This is a genomic window from Streptomyces litchfieldiae, assembly GCF_031845365.1.
GTDB lineage: Bacteria > Actinomycetota > Actinomycetes > Streptomycetales > Streptomycetaceae > Streptomyces > Streptomyces litchfieldiae.
In genome coordinates this window covers 48,961-65,338 of sequence record NZ_JAVREL010000026.1, presented here as the reverse complement: position 1 = coordinate 65,338, position 16,378 = coordinate 48,961, and the positions used below count along the sequence as shown (strand labels likewise).

15 protein-coding genes are annotated in these 16,378 nt (G+C 73.3%); 6 read left to right on the top strand and 9 right to left on the bottom strand.

Annotated features, from left to right (window positions below):
* Positions 1–154: 154 nt before the first annotated feature.
* From RM590_RS31200 to RM590_RS31190, 3 genes are read right to left on the bottom strand one after another with little or no spacing between them, the layout of a single operon-like run.
* Positions 155–697 (bottom strand): hypothetical protein, encoded by a 543-nt coding sequence (locus tag RM590_RS31200; protein WP_311708137.1) that lies wholly within the window; start codon positions 695–697, stop codon positions 155–157.
* A 48-nt stretch (positions 698–745) separates the two neighbouring features.
* The gene (locus RM590_RS31195; protein ID WP_311708136.1) at positions 746–1,546 is read right to left on the bottom strand and encodes an exodeoxyribonuclease III; all 801 of its coding nucleotides are present in this window, start codon (positions 1,544–1,546) and stop codon (positions 746–748) included.
* Between the two features lie 33 nt (positions 1,547–1,579).
* On the bottom strand, positions 1,580–1,984 hold the full coding sequence (locus RM590_RS31190) for a GNAT family N-acetyltransferase (protein ID WP_311708135.1): 405 nt from the start codon (positions 1,982–1,984) through the stop codon (positions 1,580–1,582).
* A gap of 55 nt (positions 1,985–2,039) precedes the next feature.
* Between RM590_RS31190 and RM590_RS31185 the strand changes: the two genes are divergently transcribed.
* Positions 2,040–2,522 (top strand): GNAT family N-acetyltransferase, encoded by a 483-nt coding sequence (locus tag RM590_RS31185; protein ID WP_311708134.1) that lies wholly within the window; start codon positions 2,040–2,042, stop codon positions 2,520–2,522.
* A 238-nt stretch (positions 2,523–2,760) separates the two neighbouring features.
* On the opposite strand, the gene RM590_RS31180 is transcribed toward RM590_RS31185, so the two are convergent.
* The 4 genes from RM590_RS31180 to RM590_RS31165 all read right to left on the bottom strand — a co-directional run bounded on the left by RM590_RS31180 (position 2,761) and on the right by RM590_RS31165 (position 8,598).
* A complete protein-coding gene (locus RM590_RS31180) occupies positions 2,761–4,131 on the bottom strand; it encodes a HEAT repeat domain-containing protein (protein WP_311708133.1) in 1,371 nt (456 codons plus the stop codon).
* A 27-nt stretch (positions 4,132–4,158) separates the two neighbouring features.
* Complete coding sequence (locus RM590_RS31175) at positions 4,159–4,677, bottom strand: pyridoxamine 5'-phosphate oxidase family protein (RefSeq protein ID WP_311708132.1); 519 nt, start codon at positions 4,675–4,677, stop codon at positions 4,159–4,161.
* A 120-nt stretch (positions 4,678–4,797) separates the two neighbouring features.
* Positions 4,798–5,001 (bottom strand): hypothetical protein, encoded by a 204-nt coding sequence (locus RM590_RS31170; RefSeq protein ID WP_311708131.1) that lies wholly within the window; start codon positions 4,999–5,001, stop codon positions 4,798–4,800.
* Positions 5,002–5,046: 45 nt separating this feature from the next.
* Positions 5,047–8,598 (bottom strand): S41 family peptidase, encoded by a 3,552-nt coding sequence (locus tag RM590_RS31165; protein WP_311708130.1) that lies wholly within the window; start codon positions 8,596–8,598, stop codon positions 5,047–5,049.
* Positions 8,599–8,773: 175 nt separating this feature from the next.
* Here RM590_RS31165 and RM590_RS31160 point away from each other — a divergent pair, with 175 nt between their 5' ends.
* The 4 genes from RM590_RS31160 to RM590_RS31145 all read left to right on the top strand — a co-directional run bounded on the left by RM590_RS31160 (position 8,774) and on the right by RM590_RS31145 (position 13,796).
* The gene (locus RM590_RS31160) at positions 8,774–11,026 is read left to right on the top strand and encodes an MMPL family transporter (RefSeq protein ID WP_311708129.1); all 2,253 of its coding nucleotides are present in this window, start codon (positions 8,774–8,776) and stop codon (positions 11,024–11,026) included.
* 176 nt (positions 11,027–11,202) lie between these two features.
* The gene (locus RM590_RS31155; protein WP_311708128.1) at positions 11,203–12,264 is read left to right on the top strand and encodes an energy-coupling factor ABC transporter permease; all 1,062 of its coding nucleotides are present in this window, start codon (positions 11,203–11,205) and stop codon (positions 12,262–12,264) included.
* A gap of 3 nt (positions 12,265–12,267) precedes the next feature.
* Positions 12,268–13,041: a cobalt ECF transporter T component CbiQ gene (gene cbiQ, locus RM590_RS31150; protein WP_311708127.1), complete on the top strand. Its 774-nt coding sequence runs from the start codon at positions 12,268–12,270 to the stop codon at positions 13,039–13,041.
* On the top strand, positions 13,038–13,796 hold the full coding sequence (locus RM590_RS31145) for an energy-coupling factor ABC transporter ATP-binding protein (protein ID WP_311708126.1): 759 nt from the start codon (positions 13,038–13,040) through the stop codon (positions 13,794–13,796). The genes cbiQ and RM590_RS31145 overlap by 4 nt, the downstream gene beginning before the upstream one ends.
* A gap of 12 nt (positions 13,797–13,808) precedes the next feature.
* Here the strand turns inward: RM590_RS31145 and RM590_RS31140 are convergent, their stop codons facing one another.
* Positions 13,809–14,180, bottom strand: coding sequence for a MerR family transcriptional regulator (locus RM590_RS31140; protein WP_311708125.1), 372 nt, complete (start codon positions 14,178–14,180; stop codon positions 13,809–13,811).
* Between the two features lie 65 nt (positions 14,181–14,245).
* On the opposite strand from RM590_RS31140, the gene RM590_RS31135 reads away from it, so the two are divergent.
* On the top strand, positions 14,246–15,448 hold the full coding sequence (locus tag RM590_RS31135) for an MFS transporter (RefSeq protein WP_311708124.1): 1,203 nt from the start codon (positions 14,246–14,248) through the stop codon (positions 15,446–15,448).
* Here the strand turns inward: RM590_RS31135 and RM590_RS31130 are convergent.
* The gene (locus RM590_RS31130; protein WP_311708123.1) at positions 15,423–16,367 is read right to left on the bottom strand and encodes a ribose-phosphate diphosphokinase; all 945 of its coding nucleotides are present in this window, start codon (positions 16,365–16,367) and stop codon (positions 15,423–15,425) included. The genes RM590_RS31135 and RM590_RS31130 overlap by 26 nt on opposite strands.
* Positions 16,368–16,378 lie beyond the last annotated feature (11 nt).

Genomic DNA, 16,378 nt, shown 5'->3' with positions numbered 1-16,378 from the left:
GTCCGGCCGGGCAGGCCGGTCACGGTTTCCTCGGCGAGGGTGCACCACAGCCGTTTGACCTGGTCGGTGGGTCCAACGATGCCGGCTCGCCCATCGGAGAGGGCGGGATGGGGCGTCGGCCACGTAGCACAAGATCGCGTGCCGCCCCGGGCGTTCAGTCCGCCGGCTGGATGCGGAGGACCGCGGCGGCGTCCAGGATGCCGACGACCTCCAGGCTCATCGCGTCGTTGATGATCCCGGTGTTGCCCGCCGGGCAGGTCAGGCCGAGGAAGCCGGGGGAGGTGGCCGTCGGCCCGGTGATGCTCATCGAGCATCCGCCGTCGCTGGAGTACCTCGACTGTGTCATGGGCCCGAACAACTGGACCTCTTCCTCGTTGACCGAGATCACCTCGATCGGCCCGAGGCCGAAGGACTGCGGCACCGGCAGGCTCGCCCCCTCGGTGACCCGGATCTCGCACGTCCCGTCCGCGCACGCCTCGGCGTTCTCCCCGTCCGCCGGCTCGGGCAGGGAAGGCGACGGCGAGGGCGACGGCGAGGGCGTCGGGGTGGGGGTCGGGGGCGCCGGGTCCTCGGATGTCTGCGCGGCGGGCTCGGACGGCTGGTCCGCGGCGGGGTCGCCGTCCGAGGAGCACGATGTGAGAGCGGCGAGCACGGCGGCGATGACGACGGCGGCTGCGGTCGGCTGTGTGCGCATCATGCCCGGCATGGAACCGGGTTCCGCCGGGGACCCCTCCCCGCGGCCGGACTAACGGTCGAAGACCGCCGTCACGGGGGCGTGGTCGCTCCACCGCTCACCGTGGCTCGCGGCCCGTTCCACGTATGCCTTCACGGCCCGCTTGGCCAGGCCCGGGGTGGCCACCTGGTAGTCGATGCGCCAGCCGGCGTCGTTGTCGAAGGCCCGGCCGCGGTAGGACCACCACGTGTAGGGGCCGGTCTGCTCGGGGTGCAGGGCGCGCACCACGTCGGTGTAGCCGCAGGCGTCGCCGAAGACCTCGCCCAGCCAGGCGCGCTCCTCGGGGAGGAAGCCGGCCCGGGTCTGGTTGGCGCGCCAGTTCTTGAGGTCGGCCTCGCGGTGGGCGATGTTCCAGTCGCCGCAGACCAGCACCTCGCGGCCGTCGGCCGCCGCGCGGGCGCGCAGCGCGGTGAGGTAGGGCAGGAACGCGGCCATGAACCGCTCCTTCTCGTCCTGCCGGGGGGTGCCCGCCTCGCCGGAGGGGAGGTAGAGGCTGGCCACCGTGACCCCGGGGAGATCGGCCTCCAGATAACGGCCGGAGCCGTCGAACTCAGCCGAGCCGAAGCCGATGCGGACCGCCTCCGGCGCCTGCCGTGTGAGCAACGCGACACCCGCCCGGCCGCGGGCGGCGGCCGGGGCGTAGAAGGCGTGCCAGCCCGCCGGGGCGCGGACCGCCTCGGGCAACTGGTCCTCCTCGGCGCGCACCTCCTGGAGGCACACGACGTCGGCCGCCGAGCCGGCCAGCCACTCCAGGTACCCCTTCTTGGCGGCGGCCCGGAGGCCATTGACGTTCACGGTGGTGACGGTAAGCACCGCTCGACGGTACCCCAGGTCCGTCGGCGCCCCTCACAGCGCGATGAGGCCCGCCGCCGTCGGGCGGAAGCCGCAGGCGTCGACGTAGAAGCCGCGCAGGTGGTCCTCGAAGTCCACGTGCAGCCACTCGCACCCGGCGGCCCGCGCCCCGTCCGCCGCGAGGGCGACGAGCCGGGTGGCGATGCCGGACCGGCGGTGGCCGGGGGAGACGACGGTGTCGAGGAGGAACGCGTGGCCGCCGCCGTCCCAGGCCACGTTGACGAAGCCGACGAGTTCGCCGGACTCGTCCCGGGCGCAGACCCAGCCGAGGCTGTGCCGCACCACCCGGGCCCGCCAGTCCTCGTCGCCGGGCGGGTGCCCGAAGCCCTGGGCGTGCAGCGTCGCGAGCTCCGCGTTGGCGAAGTCGCCGCGCCAGGCGTAAGTGATCGTCTCGGTCATCGCGCGATCGTACGGCGGCCGAAAATGTCTTGCAGGACATTCGTAGGATGACTGTATGGACATCGTGACCAGGCGCTTCGACCACCCGGACGCCCGTAAGCTCAACGATCTCGTCCAGGCCGAGTACGTGGAACGTTACGGCGCGGGCGACCTCACGCCGCTGGACCCGGCGATGTTCGACCCGCCGGGCGGCCTCTTCCTGCTCGCCTACGACGAGGCCGGCCGGCCCGTGGCCACCGGCGGCTGGCGGGGGCAGCGCGCCGGGGGCGAGGGGTACGCGGACGGCGACGCCGAGCTCAAGCGGATGTTCGTGGTGCGCGAGGCGCGGGGGCAGGGCCTGGCCCGGCTGATCCTGGCGCGGCTGGAGGAGACGGCCCGCGCGGCCGGGCGCACGCGGATGGTCCTGGAGACCGGGACCGAGCAGCCCGAGGCGATCGCCCTGTACCGGAGCAGCGGCTACACCCAGGTGCCCGCCGAGCGGAAGTTCGGCCTCTACCGTCACGAGGAGAGCAGCCGCTGCTTTGTGAAGGCGCTCTGACCGCCGCGCACCCTACCGATCAGTACGGTTCTGCCCTGCCCTCCCACCGTGCCGGCGATCGCCGGCACGGTCTCAACGGAGGTCCGCTGCATGCGTGTTCGCGTGGCGGTGATCGGCGCCGGGTTCGGTGGGCTCGGCGCGGCGGCGCGGCGGCCGAACGCGCCTCCGCGCCACCGCCCGAGCCGGAAAGTGCGCCCCAACGCGCCGACGGCTGACGGGAGTTGAGCCAGGGCGTCGGTCATATCCGCAGCGCGCCCGGCGGGTGGCCGTGCGCGCGCCCGCACGCGGTCAGCGCCAGCACCGCCCGCCCGGTCACGCGCGTGCGCGGGCCGAGCGCCGCCGGGCTCACCGAGGCACGGGCGGCGACGTCGGTGGCGGGATAGGGACCGGGGATGCCGGTCTCCCGCCGGACCTCCTCGTAGGAGGCGAGGAACGCCTCGGCGTCCGAGGCGTCGATGCCGTCGAACGAGCCCTGCGGGAAGTCCGCCTCGTGCGGCAGCGGGCCCGGCGGCTCCCAGGGGTGCGGCGGGCCGGACGCCCGCTCCGGGTCGGCCGCGTCGTAGTGCCGGACGATCGCGCCCCGCTCGCCGAAGCACCAGGCGGCCCACTCGCCCGCGCACCGCATGCCGTACCAGTGCGCCTCCCCGAAGCGGCGGCTCAACTCGGCGCACCGCCGCCGGATCACCGGCCCGGATATCCCGCCGTCCGCGCGGTGCGCATCCTGGAAGGGCGAGCCGAACACCAGCGTCCAGCCGTCCAGCGCCGGGCTGACATACACCCGGGAACAGGCGCCGTGGCCCGGCCGGGCGGCGTGCGCGTCGTGCTGCCAGGCCGAGGCGCCCAGCCGCATGGTGACCGGCTCCGGAGCCGACAGCCCGAACGCGGCCAGCACCGCGTCCTGGTCGGCCGTCCGCAGCGCGAACCACGGCGCGCACACGCGTATCGGCTCCGGTACCTCGTCCCGGGCCCGTACCGCGATCAGCCGCCGCACCGCCGCGATGTCCCGCTCGTCCAGCGCGGCCGGGCCGCCCACCGCGGCCAGCGCCGCCAGCGCCCCCCGGCGCAGCCGCGCGCTGCTGCCCGGCGTCCGGCGCGCCCGGCGCAGCGGCCCGACCACGCCGGGGCTCATTGTCCGCAGCGCGCCCCCCGCGCTCACCCGCACCCCGTGGTCCGGGTCGTCCAGCAGCGGCAGCAGCGCGGGCACCAGGCACAGCGCCTTCGCGCCCCGGCGCTGGAGCGCCCAGGCCGTGGTCTCCCGCACCCGCGGATGCGGATGCCGCAGCGCGGGCCCGAACGCGGCGGCGGGGACGTCGAGTCCGGCGAACGCCCAGCGGGCGCGCACCAGCGCGACGTGGGAGGGGGCCGCGGCCAGCGCGGCGGTGAGCGGGCCGAGCGCCGGCGCGCCGATGCGGCGCAGCAGCCAGGCCGCCTCGAACCACTCCAGCGGCCCGTGGTCGTCCCACAGGACCGCGAGTAACGGGGGCACCGCCTCGGCGCCCCGGTCGATCAGTGCGCGCCGGGCGGTCTCCCGCTCCGGCGCGGTGAACGGGGTGTCACCGGCTTCGTCGCCGATCAGGCCGATCAGTCGGATCAACCGCTGGATCTCCATGAATTCGCAGGATAATCACACCTACTGTCAATCCACGGGGAAGCGCCAACAGGTCTGGCTGTAGGCGCCCTTGCGGAAGCCGAACACCCGCCGGGGCGCCACCCGGAAGGCCAGCGCGGCGCCGCCCTCGGCGTGGTGCAGCTCGCCGCCGCGCGCGGTGAACGTCCAGTCGCTGCCGTACTTCTCGGTGTACGCCTCCGCGATGCGGGTCAGCGCCGCGTCGTCGGTCACCCGGCGGGCATCGCCCTCCAGGACGATGTCCAGGCCGTGCTCCAGCGCGTTGGTCCCGGTGGTCAGCGTGACATGCGGATTGGCCGCCAGATTGCGCGCCTTGCGCTCCTCGCCGCCGGTGGTGAAGTGCAGCGCCTCCTCCAGCCAGACGGCCAGCAGCGGCGTGACATGCGGCCGGCCGTCCGGCCGGACCGTGGACAGCCAGAAGATCTGGGCCCCCGTCAGCACGTCGAGCGCGTCGGACCACGCGGTCGCGGTGGCCCCCGGCTCGCTGTAGCGCGCGTCCACCACGGCGGCGGGCTCGGTGATCGCCATCGTTCCTCCTCGGGATCTGGTTCCTCGCGAGGGAGGACCGAACCCCGTCCGTGAACTCATCGCGGGCCGGGGCGCGCCCGTCCCCACCGCGTGGGCGGGGACGGGCGCGCCCCGGGGCGGTCAGTGACCTTCGTCGCCCCGGTCGCCGCCTCTCTGGCGGCGCTCCTTGGCCTCGTTCACGGCCTTCTTGCCGGCCTGCTTCGTGCGGTCCATGGCTTCCTGGCGGTTCTGCGGTTTCTTCTTCTCGCCCTTGCCGCCCATGGCGTCCCTGGCGCGTTCCTGCATTTCCTGGGCCTTCTCCCGGAACTGGTCACCGATACCCATGTGTGCACTCCTGCCGTGGTGTGGACCGGTGGGGCGTGACCAGCGTTACACGGGCTCACCTTCTTCGCATTCCGGGCCATAGGTGGCGGACGGGTCGTAACCGAGCGTGCGGGGCGGCAGCGGCGGGCGGCTGCGGTCGGGCAGGTCCCGGTAGCCGGGCGGGCTGCTCGCCGGGTGCCGCTCCAGCAGGTCCAGCGCCACCCGGACCGCCGTGTCCAGCACCACCGAGCGGCCCTCCGCCCAGTCCAGCGGCGAGCGCAGCGCCTCGATGTCGGGCACCACGCCGTGGTTCTCCACGTCCCAGCCGTAGGCGTCGAACCAGGCCGCGTTCATCGGCACCGTGATGTCGCTGCCGTCGCCCAGGTCGTGCTGGCCGGTGATCCCGACCACCCCGCCCCAGGTGCGGCAGCCGACCACCGGGCCGAGGCCGAGCAGCCGGAACGCGGCCGTGATCATGTCCCCGTCGGAGGAGGTCGCCTCGTCGGCCACCGCGACGACCGGGCCGCGCGGCGCGTTCGAGGCGTAGCTGACGGGCTCCGCGTTGCGCGTGAGGTCCCAGCCGAGGATCGTGCGGGTCAGCTTCTCGACGACCAGCTCGCTGATGTGCCCGCCCGCGTTGCCCCGGACGTCCACGATCAGGGCCTCGAGCGCGAACTCCATCCGCAGATCGCGGTTGAACTGCGCCCAGCCCGAGCCGCCCATGTCCGGGATGTGCACATAGCCGCACCGGCCGTCGCTCAGCTCCCGCACCAGTTGCCGCCGCCGGGTCACCCAGTCCTGGTAGCGCAGCGACCGGTCGTCGATCAGCGGAACGACCGCGATCCGCCGCCGGTGGCCGTTCTCCTCGGCGAAGGTCAGCTCCACGCTGGTGCCGCCGGTGCCGGCCAGCAGCGGCCAGGGCCCGAGCACGGGGTCGACCGGACGGCCGCCCACGTGCGTCAGCAGCGCGCCCTCCCGGACGCCGCTGCCCGCCAGCGGGGAACGCGCCCGGGAGTCCGAGGAGTCGCCGGGCAGGATCCGGGCGACCTGCCACGCCCCGTCCTTGGTGCGCGTGAAGTTGGCGCCCAGCAGCCCCTGGGGGCGCTGGTAGTGCGGCGGGCCCTCGTTGCGCCGGGCGGGGCTGACATAGGCGTGCGAGGTGCCGAGCTCGCCCAGCGTCTCCCACAGCAGATCGGCGAACTCGTCGGGACTGGCGACCCGTTGGACCAGAGGCCGGTACTGGTCCAGCACCCGGGCCCAGTCCACGCCGCACATCTTGGGCTCCCAGAAGTAGTCCCGGACGATGCGGCCCGCCTCCTCGAACGACTGCCGCCACTCCGCGCCCGGATCCGCGACGTGCACGATCCGCCGCAGGTCGACGTGGACCGTGGAGTCGCTGTCCCCGCCCTCGGCGGCGGGCACGGCGCGCAGCTCCTCGTCCTCGCACACCACCAGCCGGGTGCCGTCGCCGCTGGGCGCGAACCAGTCGACGTCGTCGGTCAGTTCGGTGCGCTTGGCCTTGACCAGGTCGAAGTGCTCCAGCGTCGGCTTCCCGGAGGTGCGGTCCGGGTTGACGAACGTCTCGCCCAGCGCGCCCGAGATGGGCCAGCGCAGCCACACCAGCCCGCCGCCGCTGACCGGGTAGAGCGAGGAGTACTTGGACGCCGGGACCGGGAACGGCGTCACCCGGCTGCCCAGCCCGTCCGCCTCGACGCGCACCGTGCCGTCCTCGCCGCCCGTGTCGTCCGGGTCGAGACCGCCGGCCGCCGGGCGGCCCTCGGGCGTGATGGCGAACGGTGACCGCGTCGCCGAGGACAGCGGCACCAGATACGGGCGGCAGCCCAGCGGGAACGACAGGTCGCCGGTGTGCACGTCGTACACCGGGTCGAAGCCGCGCCAGGACAGGAACGCGAGGTAGCGGCCGTCGCGGGTGAACACCGGCTCGTCGTCCTCGAACCGGCCGTCCGTGACGTCGAGGATCGTCCGCTCCCGCACCGCGAGATGCGCGATCTTGATCTGGCTCAGCGACCGGCCGATCCCGGGGTGCGCCCAGGCCAGCCACCGCGAGTCGGGGGAGAACGCCAGATCCCGCACCGGCCCGTTGGTGGACCGGATCAGCTCCAGCACCTCCCCGGGATCGAGCGAGTGCACGGCCTCCTCGGTTTCGGTCTCTTCCTCGTCGTCGGCCTCGGCCTCGCCGGTCTCCTCGGATCCGGTCTCCTCGGATCTGGTCTCCTCGGATCCGGTCTCTTCCGCCGGCTCCTCGCCCGACTCCGGCTCCTGGTCCTCCGGCCCGGATTCCGGCTCCGGCACGGTCAGCTCCTCCGGCTCCGGCACCGCGATGACCAGCAGCCGGCCATCGTGCGCCGCCACCGCCAGCGTCCGGCCGTCCGGCGACGCGGCCAGCTCCCGCACCCGCCCCAGCGCCCCGGCCGCCAGCCGCACCGGGTCCCGGCCGCCGCTGGCCCGGGGCAGATGGGCGATCTCGATGGCGTCCTCGCCCTCCGCGTCGGTGACATAGGCGATCCGCCCGGTGTCGCCCAGCATCTCCGGCAGCCGCACCCGCACCCCGGGCGTGGCGGCCAGCGTCCGGGCCGGGCCGTCGCGGTGCGTCAGCCAGTAGAGCGAGCCGCGCACGACCAGCGCGCTGGCCCGCCCGGTGGCGTCCACCGACAGCCCGTCCACATGGCTGGAGGTCCGCACCTGGTACGCGCGCCGCCCGGTGCGCGCCCCGCCCAGTCGAACGTTCAGCCGACGGGGCACCGAGCCGGGGCCCAGGTCCTCTGCCAGCCACAGATCGCCGCCGCACTGGTAGACCACGCGCCGCCCGTCGGTGGCGGCGTGCCGGGCGTAGAACGCGTCGTGATCGCTGTGCCGCCACAGTTCCGTGCCGTCGGGCCGGCACGAGTAGAGGTTGCCGACGCCCTCGTGGTCCGACAGGAACGCGATGCGGTCCCCGACGAACATCGGGCTGTCGATGTGTCCGTTCAGGTCGGGCAGCAGCCGCCGTCCGTGCAGCCACAGCTTTCCCATGGCGCCGCCCCGGTAGCGTTTCCACGCGGCCGGCTCGTGCGGCGCCTTGCCGGTCAGCAGCAGCGTCCGGCGCTCGCCGCCGCAGCCGGTGACGGCGATGTCCGCCACCGGCCCCCACGGAAGCTGCTCGCCCGGCCCGCCCTCCAGCGGGACGGTGTAGGCCCAGGTGAAGTGCGAGAACGGCTGGTTGTGCGAGCCCACGGCCAGGATCCGGGTCTCCCCGGAGGCGTCGGGCGGGGTCCAGCCGCAGACCCTCGTGTCGTACGAGCCCCAGTGACTGAGCTGGCGGACGGCGCCGCCGTCCACCGGGGCGAGGTGGATCTCGGGGTCCAGCGTGCGCCAGCTCGTGAAGGCGATGTGCCGGCCGTCCGGCGAAAAGCGCGGCGGACCGGTCCGGGTACGATCGACGGTGAGCCGCCAGGCCCGGCCGGGAGCACGGCCGGCGGCAGGCAACGGAGCCAGCCACAGGTCATCCTCGGCGACAAAGCAGAGCTGTTCACCGTGGAGATGCGGAAAACGCAGATACCCGTCAGACGCCTGGGATTGGCTCGGGACCGCGGCAGAGGAGTTGGGTTCGTCGCTCACGGTTCCATGCTTCGGCTCGCCGATTGCACCGGCAAGTCACAAAGAAGCACTTAATGTGATCTGAGCCACATTCCGTCGTGCCCGCTCATCCCGCTCGGCTGGTGCCGCGTCTCGTGGCATGAGCTGACCCCTCATTTCATCTGACCCATGACACCCGGACAGGAGAACCTGCCCCGTGGCTACGTTTCTGTACAAACTCGGACGCCTGTGCTTCCGGCGCCGCTGGTGGGTGGCGCTTGTGTGGCTCGCGCTGCTCGTCGGCATCGGCGCGGCGAGTACCGCCGGCGGGGCGGTGGAGGACGACTTCGCACTGCCCGGCACGGAGTCCCAGGACGCGATCGACCTCATGGAGGAAGAATTCCCCGAGGCGAACGCGGACTCCATCGAGACCACCGTGGTGGTCCAGCCCGAAAACGGGGACCTGAACAGCCCGGAGAGCCGCGCGGCCGTCGAGCAGTTGCTGGCCGGCCTCGCCGAGGGCGAGAAGATCGTCGAGAACGGCGTGGCCGACCCCTACGCGAATGACGGCCAGGGGCTGAACCAGGACGCCACGACGGCTCGTATCACCATCGACTACAACGCCACCTTCGGCGACGTCGACGACGCGATGCACGAGCAGCTCATGGAGGTGATGGACGAGGCCCGCGACGCCGGCCTGGTCGTCGAGGCCAGCGGCCCGGTCGCCCTGGGCGAGCAGGAGATGGGCGGCGGTGAGACCATCGGCATCCTGGTGGCCGCCGTTGTGCTGGTCATCACCTTCGGCTCGCTCGTCGCCGCCGGTCTGCCGCTGATCACCGCCCTCATCGGCGTGATGACGGGCATGCTCGGCATTGCCGCGCTCAGCACCACCCTCGGCCTGTCCGAGACCACCGGCATCCTGGCCATGATGATCGGCCTGGCGGTCGGTATCGACTACGCGTTGTTCATCGTCTCGCGGTACCGCGCCGAGCTGGTCGAGGGGCACAGCCGCGAAGAGGCCGCGGGCCGCGCCGCCGGCACCGCCGGCTCGGCCGTCGTCTTCGCCGGCCTGACGGTGATCATCGCGCTGGCCGGCCTCGCCGTGGTCAACGTGCCGATCCTGACCAAGATGGGCATGGCCGCCGCCGCCACCGTGGCGATCGCCGTGATCATCGCCCTCACCCTGGTCCCCGCGGCCCTGGGGATCGTGGGCAAGCGGATCTTCGGACGGCGCGTGCGCAAGCAGAACCCGGAGACCGGCGTTCCCGCCTCGCTCAACAAGAACGGCAAGGACAACGGCGGCACTCGCTGGGCCCGCGCGATACTCCGCCGCCCGGCCCTGGTGCTGGCGGCCTCCGTCATCGGCCTGGGCGTCCTCGCGGCGCCGGTGGCCAGCATGGAGATGGGCCTGCCGGACGACGGCACCCAGCCCGAGGACACCACGCAGCGCAAGGCGTACGACATGCTCAGCGAGGGCTTCGGCCCGGGCTTCAACGGCCCGCTGATGATGACGCTGGACGGCGGCGAGGGCGTGGACCTGGAGGCCGCGGCCGAGACCGTCAGCAACGAGCTGATGGCCCTGGAGGGCCAGATCGTCTTCACCGCGGAGCCGAACTTCAACGCGGACCAGACGATGGCGACGCTGCTGGCGTTCCCGTCGACCGGGCCGTCCGACCACGACACCACCGAGCTGGTCCACCACATCCGTGACGACCTGGCGCCCCAGTTGGAGAGCCAGACCGGCGCGGCCGTCCTGGTGACCGGCGCGACCGCGGCGAACATCGACTTCTCGCAGGTCATGACCGACGCGCTGGTGCCGTACCTGACCCTGGTCGTCGGCCTGGCGTTCATCCTGCTGATGCTGGTGTTCCGCTCGATCCTGGTGCCGCTGAAGGCCGCGCTCGGCTTCCTGCTGTCCGTGCTCGCCGCGCTCGGCGCGGTGGTGGCGGTCTTCCAGTGGGGCTGGGCCGCCAGCCTCATCGGCGTGGAGGAGACCGGGCCGATCATGAGCATGATGCCGATCTTCATGGTCGGCGTGATCTTCGGTCTGGCCATGGACTACGAGGTCTTCCTCGTGACCCGCATGCGGGAGGCCCACGTCCACGGCGAGGGTTCGAACCAGAGCGTGGTCACCGGCTTCAACCTGAACGCCCGGGTGGTCACGGCCGCCGCGGTCATCATGATCAGCGTCTTCGCCGGCTTCGCGATCACCAGCGTCGACTCCATGGTCAAGATGATGGGCTTCGGTCTGGCCGCGGCCGTCCTGCTGGACGCGTTCGTGGTCCGCATGACCATCGTGCCGGCCCTGATGGGCCTCGTCGGCGAGCGGGCCTGGTGGCTGCCCACGTGGCTGAACCGGATCCTGCCGAACGTGGACGTCGAGGGCGAGTCCCTGGAGCGCTACCTGAAGGCCAACGGCAAGGGCCGGGACGCCATCCAGCAGGAACGGGAGCCCGCCTCCGTCGGCTGACCCCCCGGCCACCGAGCCGCACCGGGTGTCATGAAGCCCGGCACCGGAACACCCCGTGGTGTCCCGGTGCCGGGCTTCGCGCGTTGTTCACCGGACGCTCTTGCGAGATCTTCGCAAGAGCGCCTTAATGTCAAACGGCTGATATTTCCGCGCGTGTCCCGGGAAGCGAGAGCGGCATGCATGTCCCCGACGGATTTCTCGACGCACCCGTCTCCCTGGCCACCGGCGCGGTGGCCGCCGGCACGGTCGCCGTCTGCCTGCGCGGCGCCCGGCGCGAGCTGGGCGAACGCGCCGCGCCGCTGGCCGGCCTGGTCGCCGCTTTCGTCTTCGCCGTGCAGATGCTCAACTTCCCGGTGGGGGCGGGCACCAGCGGCCATCTGCTCGGCGGCGCGCTGGCGACGATCCTCGTCGGGCCCTGTACCGGCATCCTGTGCCTGGCCGTCGTGCTGCTCATGCAGGCCCTGCTCTTCGCGGACGGCGGCCTCACCGCGCTGGGCACCAACATCACGCTGATGGGCCTGGTCACCGTCGTGGTCGCCCAGGCCGTCTTCGCCGGGCTGCTGCGGGTCCTGCCGCGCGGCCGGGGCGCGGTCGGCGCCGCCTCGTTCGCCGCCGCCCTGGTCTCCGTGCCCGCCTCCGCCATCGCCTTCACCGGCCTGTACGCGATCGGCGGCACCGCCGATGTCTCCCTGGGCCGGGTGCTCGCCGCGATGACCGGGGTGCATGTGCTCATCGGCCTCGGCGAGGCCGTCATCACCACGGCCACGGTCGGCGCGGTCCTCGCCGTCCGCCCCGATCTGGTGCGCGGCGCGGCGGGGATGCTCCGCCCCGCCCTGGTCATCCGCACCGCCGACGGGTCCGTTCCGGCGCCGGCCCCGGAGCCCGCGCCGGCGGCGCCCGGCCGCTCGGCCCGCCCGGTGTGGCTGGCCGGCGCCGCCGTCACCCTCGTCTGCGCCGCCTTCGTCAGCTTCTACGCCTCCGCCGACCCGGACGGCCTGGAGCGGGTGGCCACCGACGAGGGCATCGCGGAGGAGGCGCGCGAACACGGCCTCGCCGACTCGCCGTTGGCCGACTACGGCGTGCGGGACGTGGACAACGAGCGGCTGTCGGTCGGCCTGGCCGGCGCGGCCGGGGTCGCCGTCACGCTGGCCGCCGGCTCCGGCGTCTTCCTCGCCGTCCGCCGGGTCACCGGGCGCGCCGCCGACCCGGCCCGGGAGCGCGAGCCGGAGCGGGTCTAGCCCGTGTCCGCCCACGCCCACCACTCGCCGGCCGGCCGGCTGCACCGGCCCGGCCGGACCCCGGTGCACGCCCTGCCCGCGCACTGCAAGATCCTCGCCCATCTCGCGTTCGTCCTCCTCGTCGTCGCCACCCCGCGCGAGGCCGTGTGGGCGTTCGGCCTCTACGCCGCGCTGCTGGCCGCCGCGGCGGCGCTCGCCCGGCTGCCGGCCGGCTTCATGCTGCGCCGCACGGCCATCGAGGTGCCGTTCGTCGCGTTCGCCCTGCTGCTGCCGTTCCTCGCCGAGGGCGAGCGGGTGACCTGGCTCGGCCTGTCGCTGAGCGAGTCCGGCCTGTGGGGCGCCTGGAACGTGCTGGCCAAGGGCACCCTCGGGGTGGCCGCCTCGGTGGTGCTCGCCGCCACCACCGAGCTGCGCCAGATCCTGCTCGGCCTGCAACGGCTGCGGCTGCCGCCGCTGATGGTGCAGATCGCCGCGTTCATGCTGCGGTACGCCGATGTCATCTCGGACGAGCTGCGCCGGATGCGGATCGCCCGCGAGTCGCGCGGGTTCACCGCCCGGGGCGTGCGGCACTGGGCGGTGCTGGCCAGGACCGCGGGCGCGCTGTTCATCCGCTCCTACGAGCGCGGCGAACGCGTTCATCTGGCCATGCTCAGCCGCGGCTACACCGGCACCGTGCCGGTCATCGACCGGCTCACCGCGACCCGCGCCCAGTGGGCGCACGCGCTGGCCCTCCCCGCGTCGGCCGCCGTCGTCTGTGTGCTGGGATGGACGCTATGACCGCCTCGCCCGGCCCCGCCTCGCTGGCCGTCACCGGCCTCGCCTACGCCTACCCCGACGGGCACCAGGCCCTGTTCGGCGTCGACCTGACCGTCGAACGCGGCGAGCGCGTGGCGCTGCTCGGGCCCAACGGCGCGGGCAAGACCACCCTGGTGCTGCACCTCAACGGCATCCTCACCGCGGGCGCGGGCGAGGTGCGCGTCGGCGGGCTGCCGGTCGGCAAGGACACCATGGCCGAGATACGCCGCCGCGTCGGCGTCGTCTTCCAGGACCCGGACGATCAGCTCTTCATGCCGACCGTGCGGGAGGACGTGGCGTTTGGCCCGGCCAACGCTGGGCTGCGCGGCGCCGAGCTGGAGGCGCGTGTCACGCGGGCGCTGGAGCGCGTCGGCATGGCCGACTACGCCGAACGGCCGCCGCACCACCTGTCGTTCGGGCAGCGCCGCCGGGTCGCGGTGGCCACCGTGCTGGCGATGGACCCGGAGATCCTGGTCCTGGACGAGCCCTCGGCCAACCTCGACCCGGCCGCCCGCCGCGAACTCGCCGACATTCTGCGCTCGTTGGACCTGACGCTGCTGATGGTCACGCACGACCTGCCGTACGCCCTGGAGTTGTGCCCGCGCTCGGTGATCCTCAGCGACGGGGTGCTGGCCGCCGACGGGCCCACCGCCGAACTGCTCGCCGACGAGGAGCTGTTGCACCGGCACCGGCTGGAACTCCCCTTCGGCTTCGACCCCTCGGCCGCCCGCCGCTGACCGGGGCGCCGCTCACGAGGAGGCGGCGTTCTCCCGCACGGCGTCGAGGTATTCGGCGATGGCGTCCCGGTTGCGGATCAGGCAGTTGACGCGCTCGGTCATGCGGTCGCGCTCCCGTTCCAGCGTGGCGAGCATCTCCGGGGTGGCGTCGGAGAAGTGGATGATCCGGGGCTTGTCCAGGCAGGGGAGGATCTGTTTGATGATGCGAGTGGGCAGTCCGGCGTCGAGCAGGCCCCGGATCTGGAGCACCCGGTCCACGAAGCGCTCGTCGTACTCGCGGTAGCCGTTGGGGGCCCGGTCGGCGGCGATCAGCCCCTGCTCCTCGTAGTAGCGCAGCAACCGGCGCGGCGTGCCGGTGCGTTCGGACAACTCCCCGATGCGCATGTGATCGACCTCACGTCTCCTCGCGTTGACCTTCACATCAATGTGAAGGTTTGAGCATACGCGACGTGCGAGAAAACGACTCCAGACTTCCCCTGGGCGCGCTGCTGGCGCTGGCCACGGCCGTCTTCATCACCAGCCTCACCGAAACCCTGCCCGCCGGGGTACTGCCCGCGATGAGCGCCGACTTGAGCGTCGGCGAGTCCGCGATGGGGCAGTCCGTCACCGTCTATGCGATCGGCACCGCGCTCACCGCGATCCCGCTGTCCGCGGCCACCGTCGGCTGGCGGCGCAAGCGGCTGCTGCTGACGGCGATGGCCGGGTTCGCCCTGGCCAACACGGTCACCGCCGTCTCGGCCAACTACCCGCTCACCATGGCCGCCCGCTTCGTCGCCGGGGTGGCCGCGGGCCTGGCCTGGGCGCTGCTCGCCGGCTACGCCCGCCGCCTGGCGCCCGCCCGCCTCCAGGGCAAGGCCATCGCCGTCGTGATGACCGGCATCCCGGTCGCCCTGTCGCTGGGGGTGCCCGCCGGCACGTTCCTCGGCGACGCGCTCGGCTGGCGGGCGGCGTTCGCCGTGATGACCGCGCTCGCGGCCGGGCTGATCGCCTGGATCGCGCTCGGGGTCCCGGACCTCCCCGGGCAACGGGCGGGTGACCGGCCTCGGATGCTGGCCGCCCTCGCCGTGCCGGGCGTCACCCCGGTGCTGTTCGTCACGCTGGTCCTGGTGCTGGCCCACACGATCCTCTACACCTATGTCGCGCCGTTCCTGGAGCGCCGCGGCATGGAGGGTTCCACCGACCTGGTGCTGCTCGTCTTCGGCGCGGCGTCCCTGGTCAGCATCTGGATCGTGGGCGCGCACATCGACCGCCGCCCGCGCGTTCTTCTCCTCGCCGCCGTCGGGCTGTTCGGGGCGGCGGCCCTGGCGCTGGCCGGGGCGGTGGGCGGCCCGCCGCTCGTCTACGCGGCGGTGACGGTGTGGGGGCTGGGCTGGGGCGGCGCCCCCACGCTGCTCCAGACGGCCGCGGCCGAGGCGGGCGGCGAGGCGGCCGACGCCGCGCAGGCCATGCTCGTCACCCTGTGGAACGCGGCCATGGCCGGCGGCGGCATCGCGGGCGGCGTCCTGCTGGACGGCCTGGGCCCCGCGTCCCTGCCCCGCAGCGTTCTGCTGCTGCTGATCCCGGTGCTGGCCGTGGTCGTCGCCGCCCGGACGCACGGCTTCCCCGCCCGCCGAGCGGCCCCCATACCTACCCCTGATCGAACAGCGCGCTGACCGACTCGCCGTTGTGGATCCGGCGCATCGCCTCGGCCAGGGCCGGGGCGATGGTCAGGACGCGCAGCTTCCCGGTGCGCTCCTCGGCCGGGATGGGCACCGTGTTGGTGCACACGATCTCCTGCACGTCCGGCTCCTCGCTCAGCCGCTTGAGCGCGCCGGCCGAGAACAGCCCGTGCGTGCAGGCGATCCTGATCGAGGCAACGTTCAACTCCCGCAGCCTGTGGAGCAGTTCGATGACGGTGCTGCCCTTGGCTATCTCGTCGTCCAGCACGATCACATCCCGCCCGGTGACCTCGCCTATCACCGAACTGATCGTCACGCGGTCGTCGCTGAACCGCTGTTTGGCGCCGGCCGCCACCGGGATGCCCAGCAGCCGGGCGAACGCGGCGGCCTCCTTGGCGTTGCCGAGGTCGGGCGAGACCACGACCGCGTTGCTCAGGTCGGAGCCGCGGAAGTGGGCGGCCAGCTCGCGCAGCGCGTGCAGGTGGTCCACCGGGACGCTGAAGAAGCCGTGCACCTGCGGCGAGTGCAGCGTCATGGCCAGCACCCGGCTCGCGCCCGCGGTCACCATCAGGTCGGCCATCAGCCGCCCGCCGATGGAGATGCGCGGGGCGTCCTTCTTGTCGGACCGGGCGTAGGCGTAGTGCGGCATCACCACGGTGGTGCGCGCGGCGGAGGCGCCGCGGGCCGCGTCCAGCATCAGCAGCAGCTCGACCAGGTGCTCCTGGACGGGCGCCACCATCGGCTGGATCAGGAAGACGTCGCGCTCCCGGCAGTTGGCCTGGAGCTGCACCTGAAGACAGTCGTTGGCGAACCGGTCCACCCGGGCGGGCAGCAGCGGCACGCCCAGATGCGCGCAGACCTCGACGGCCAGCTCGGGGTGGGCGCTGCCGCTGAAGACGGCGATCTCCCGCATGGGACGGTACC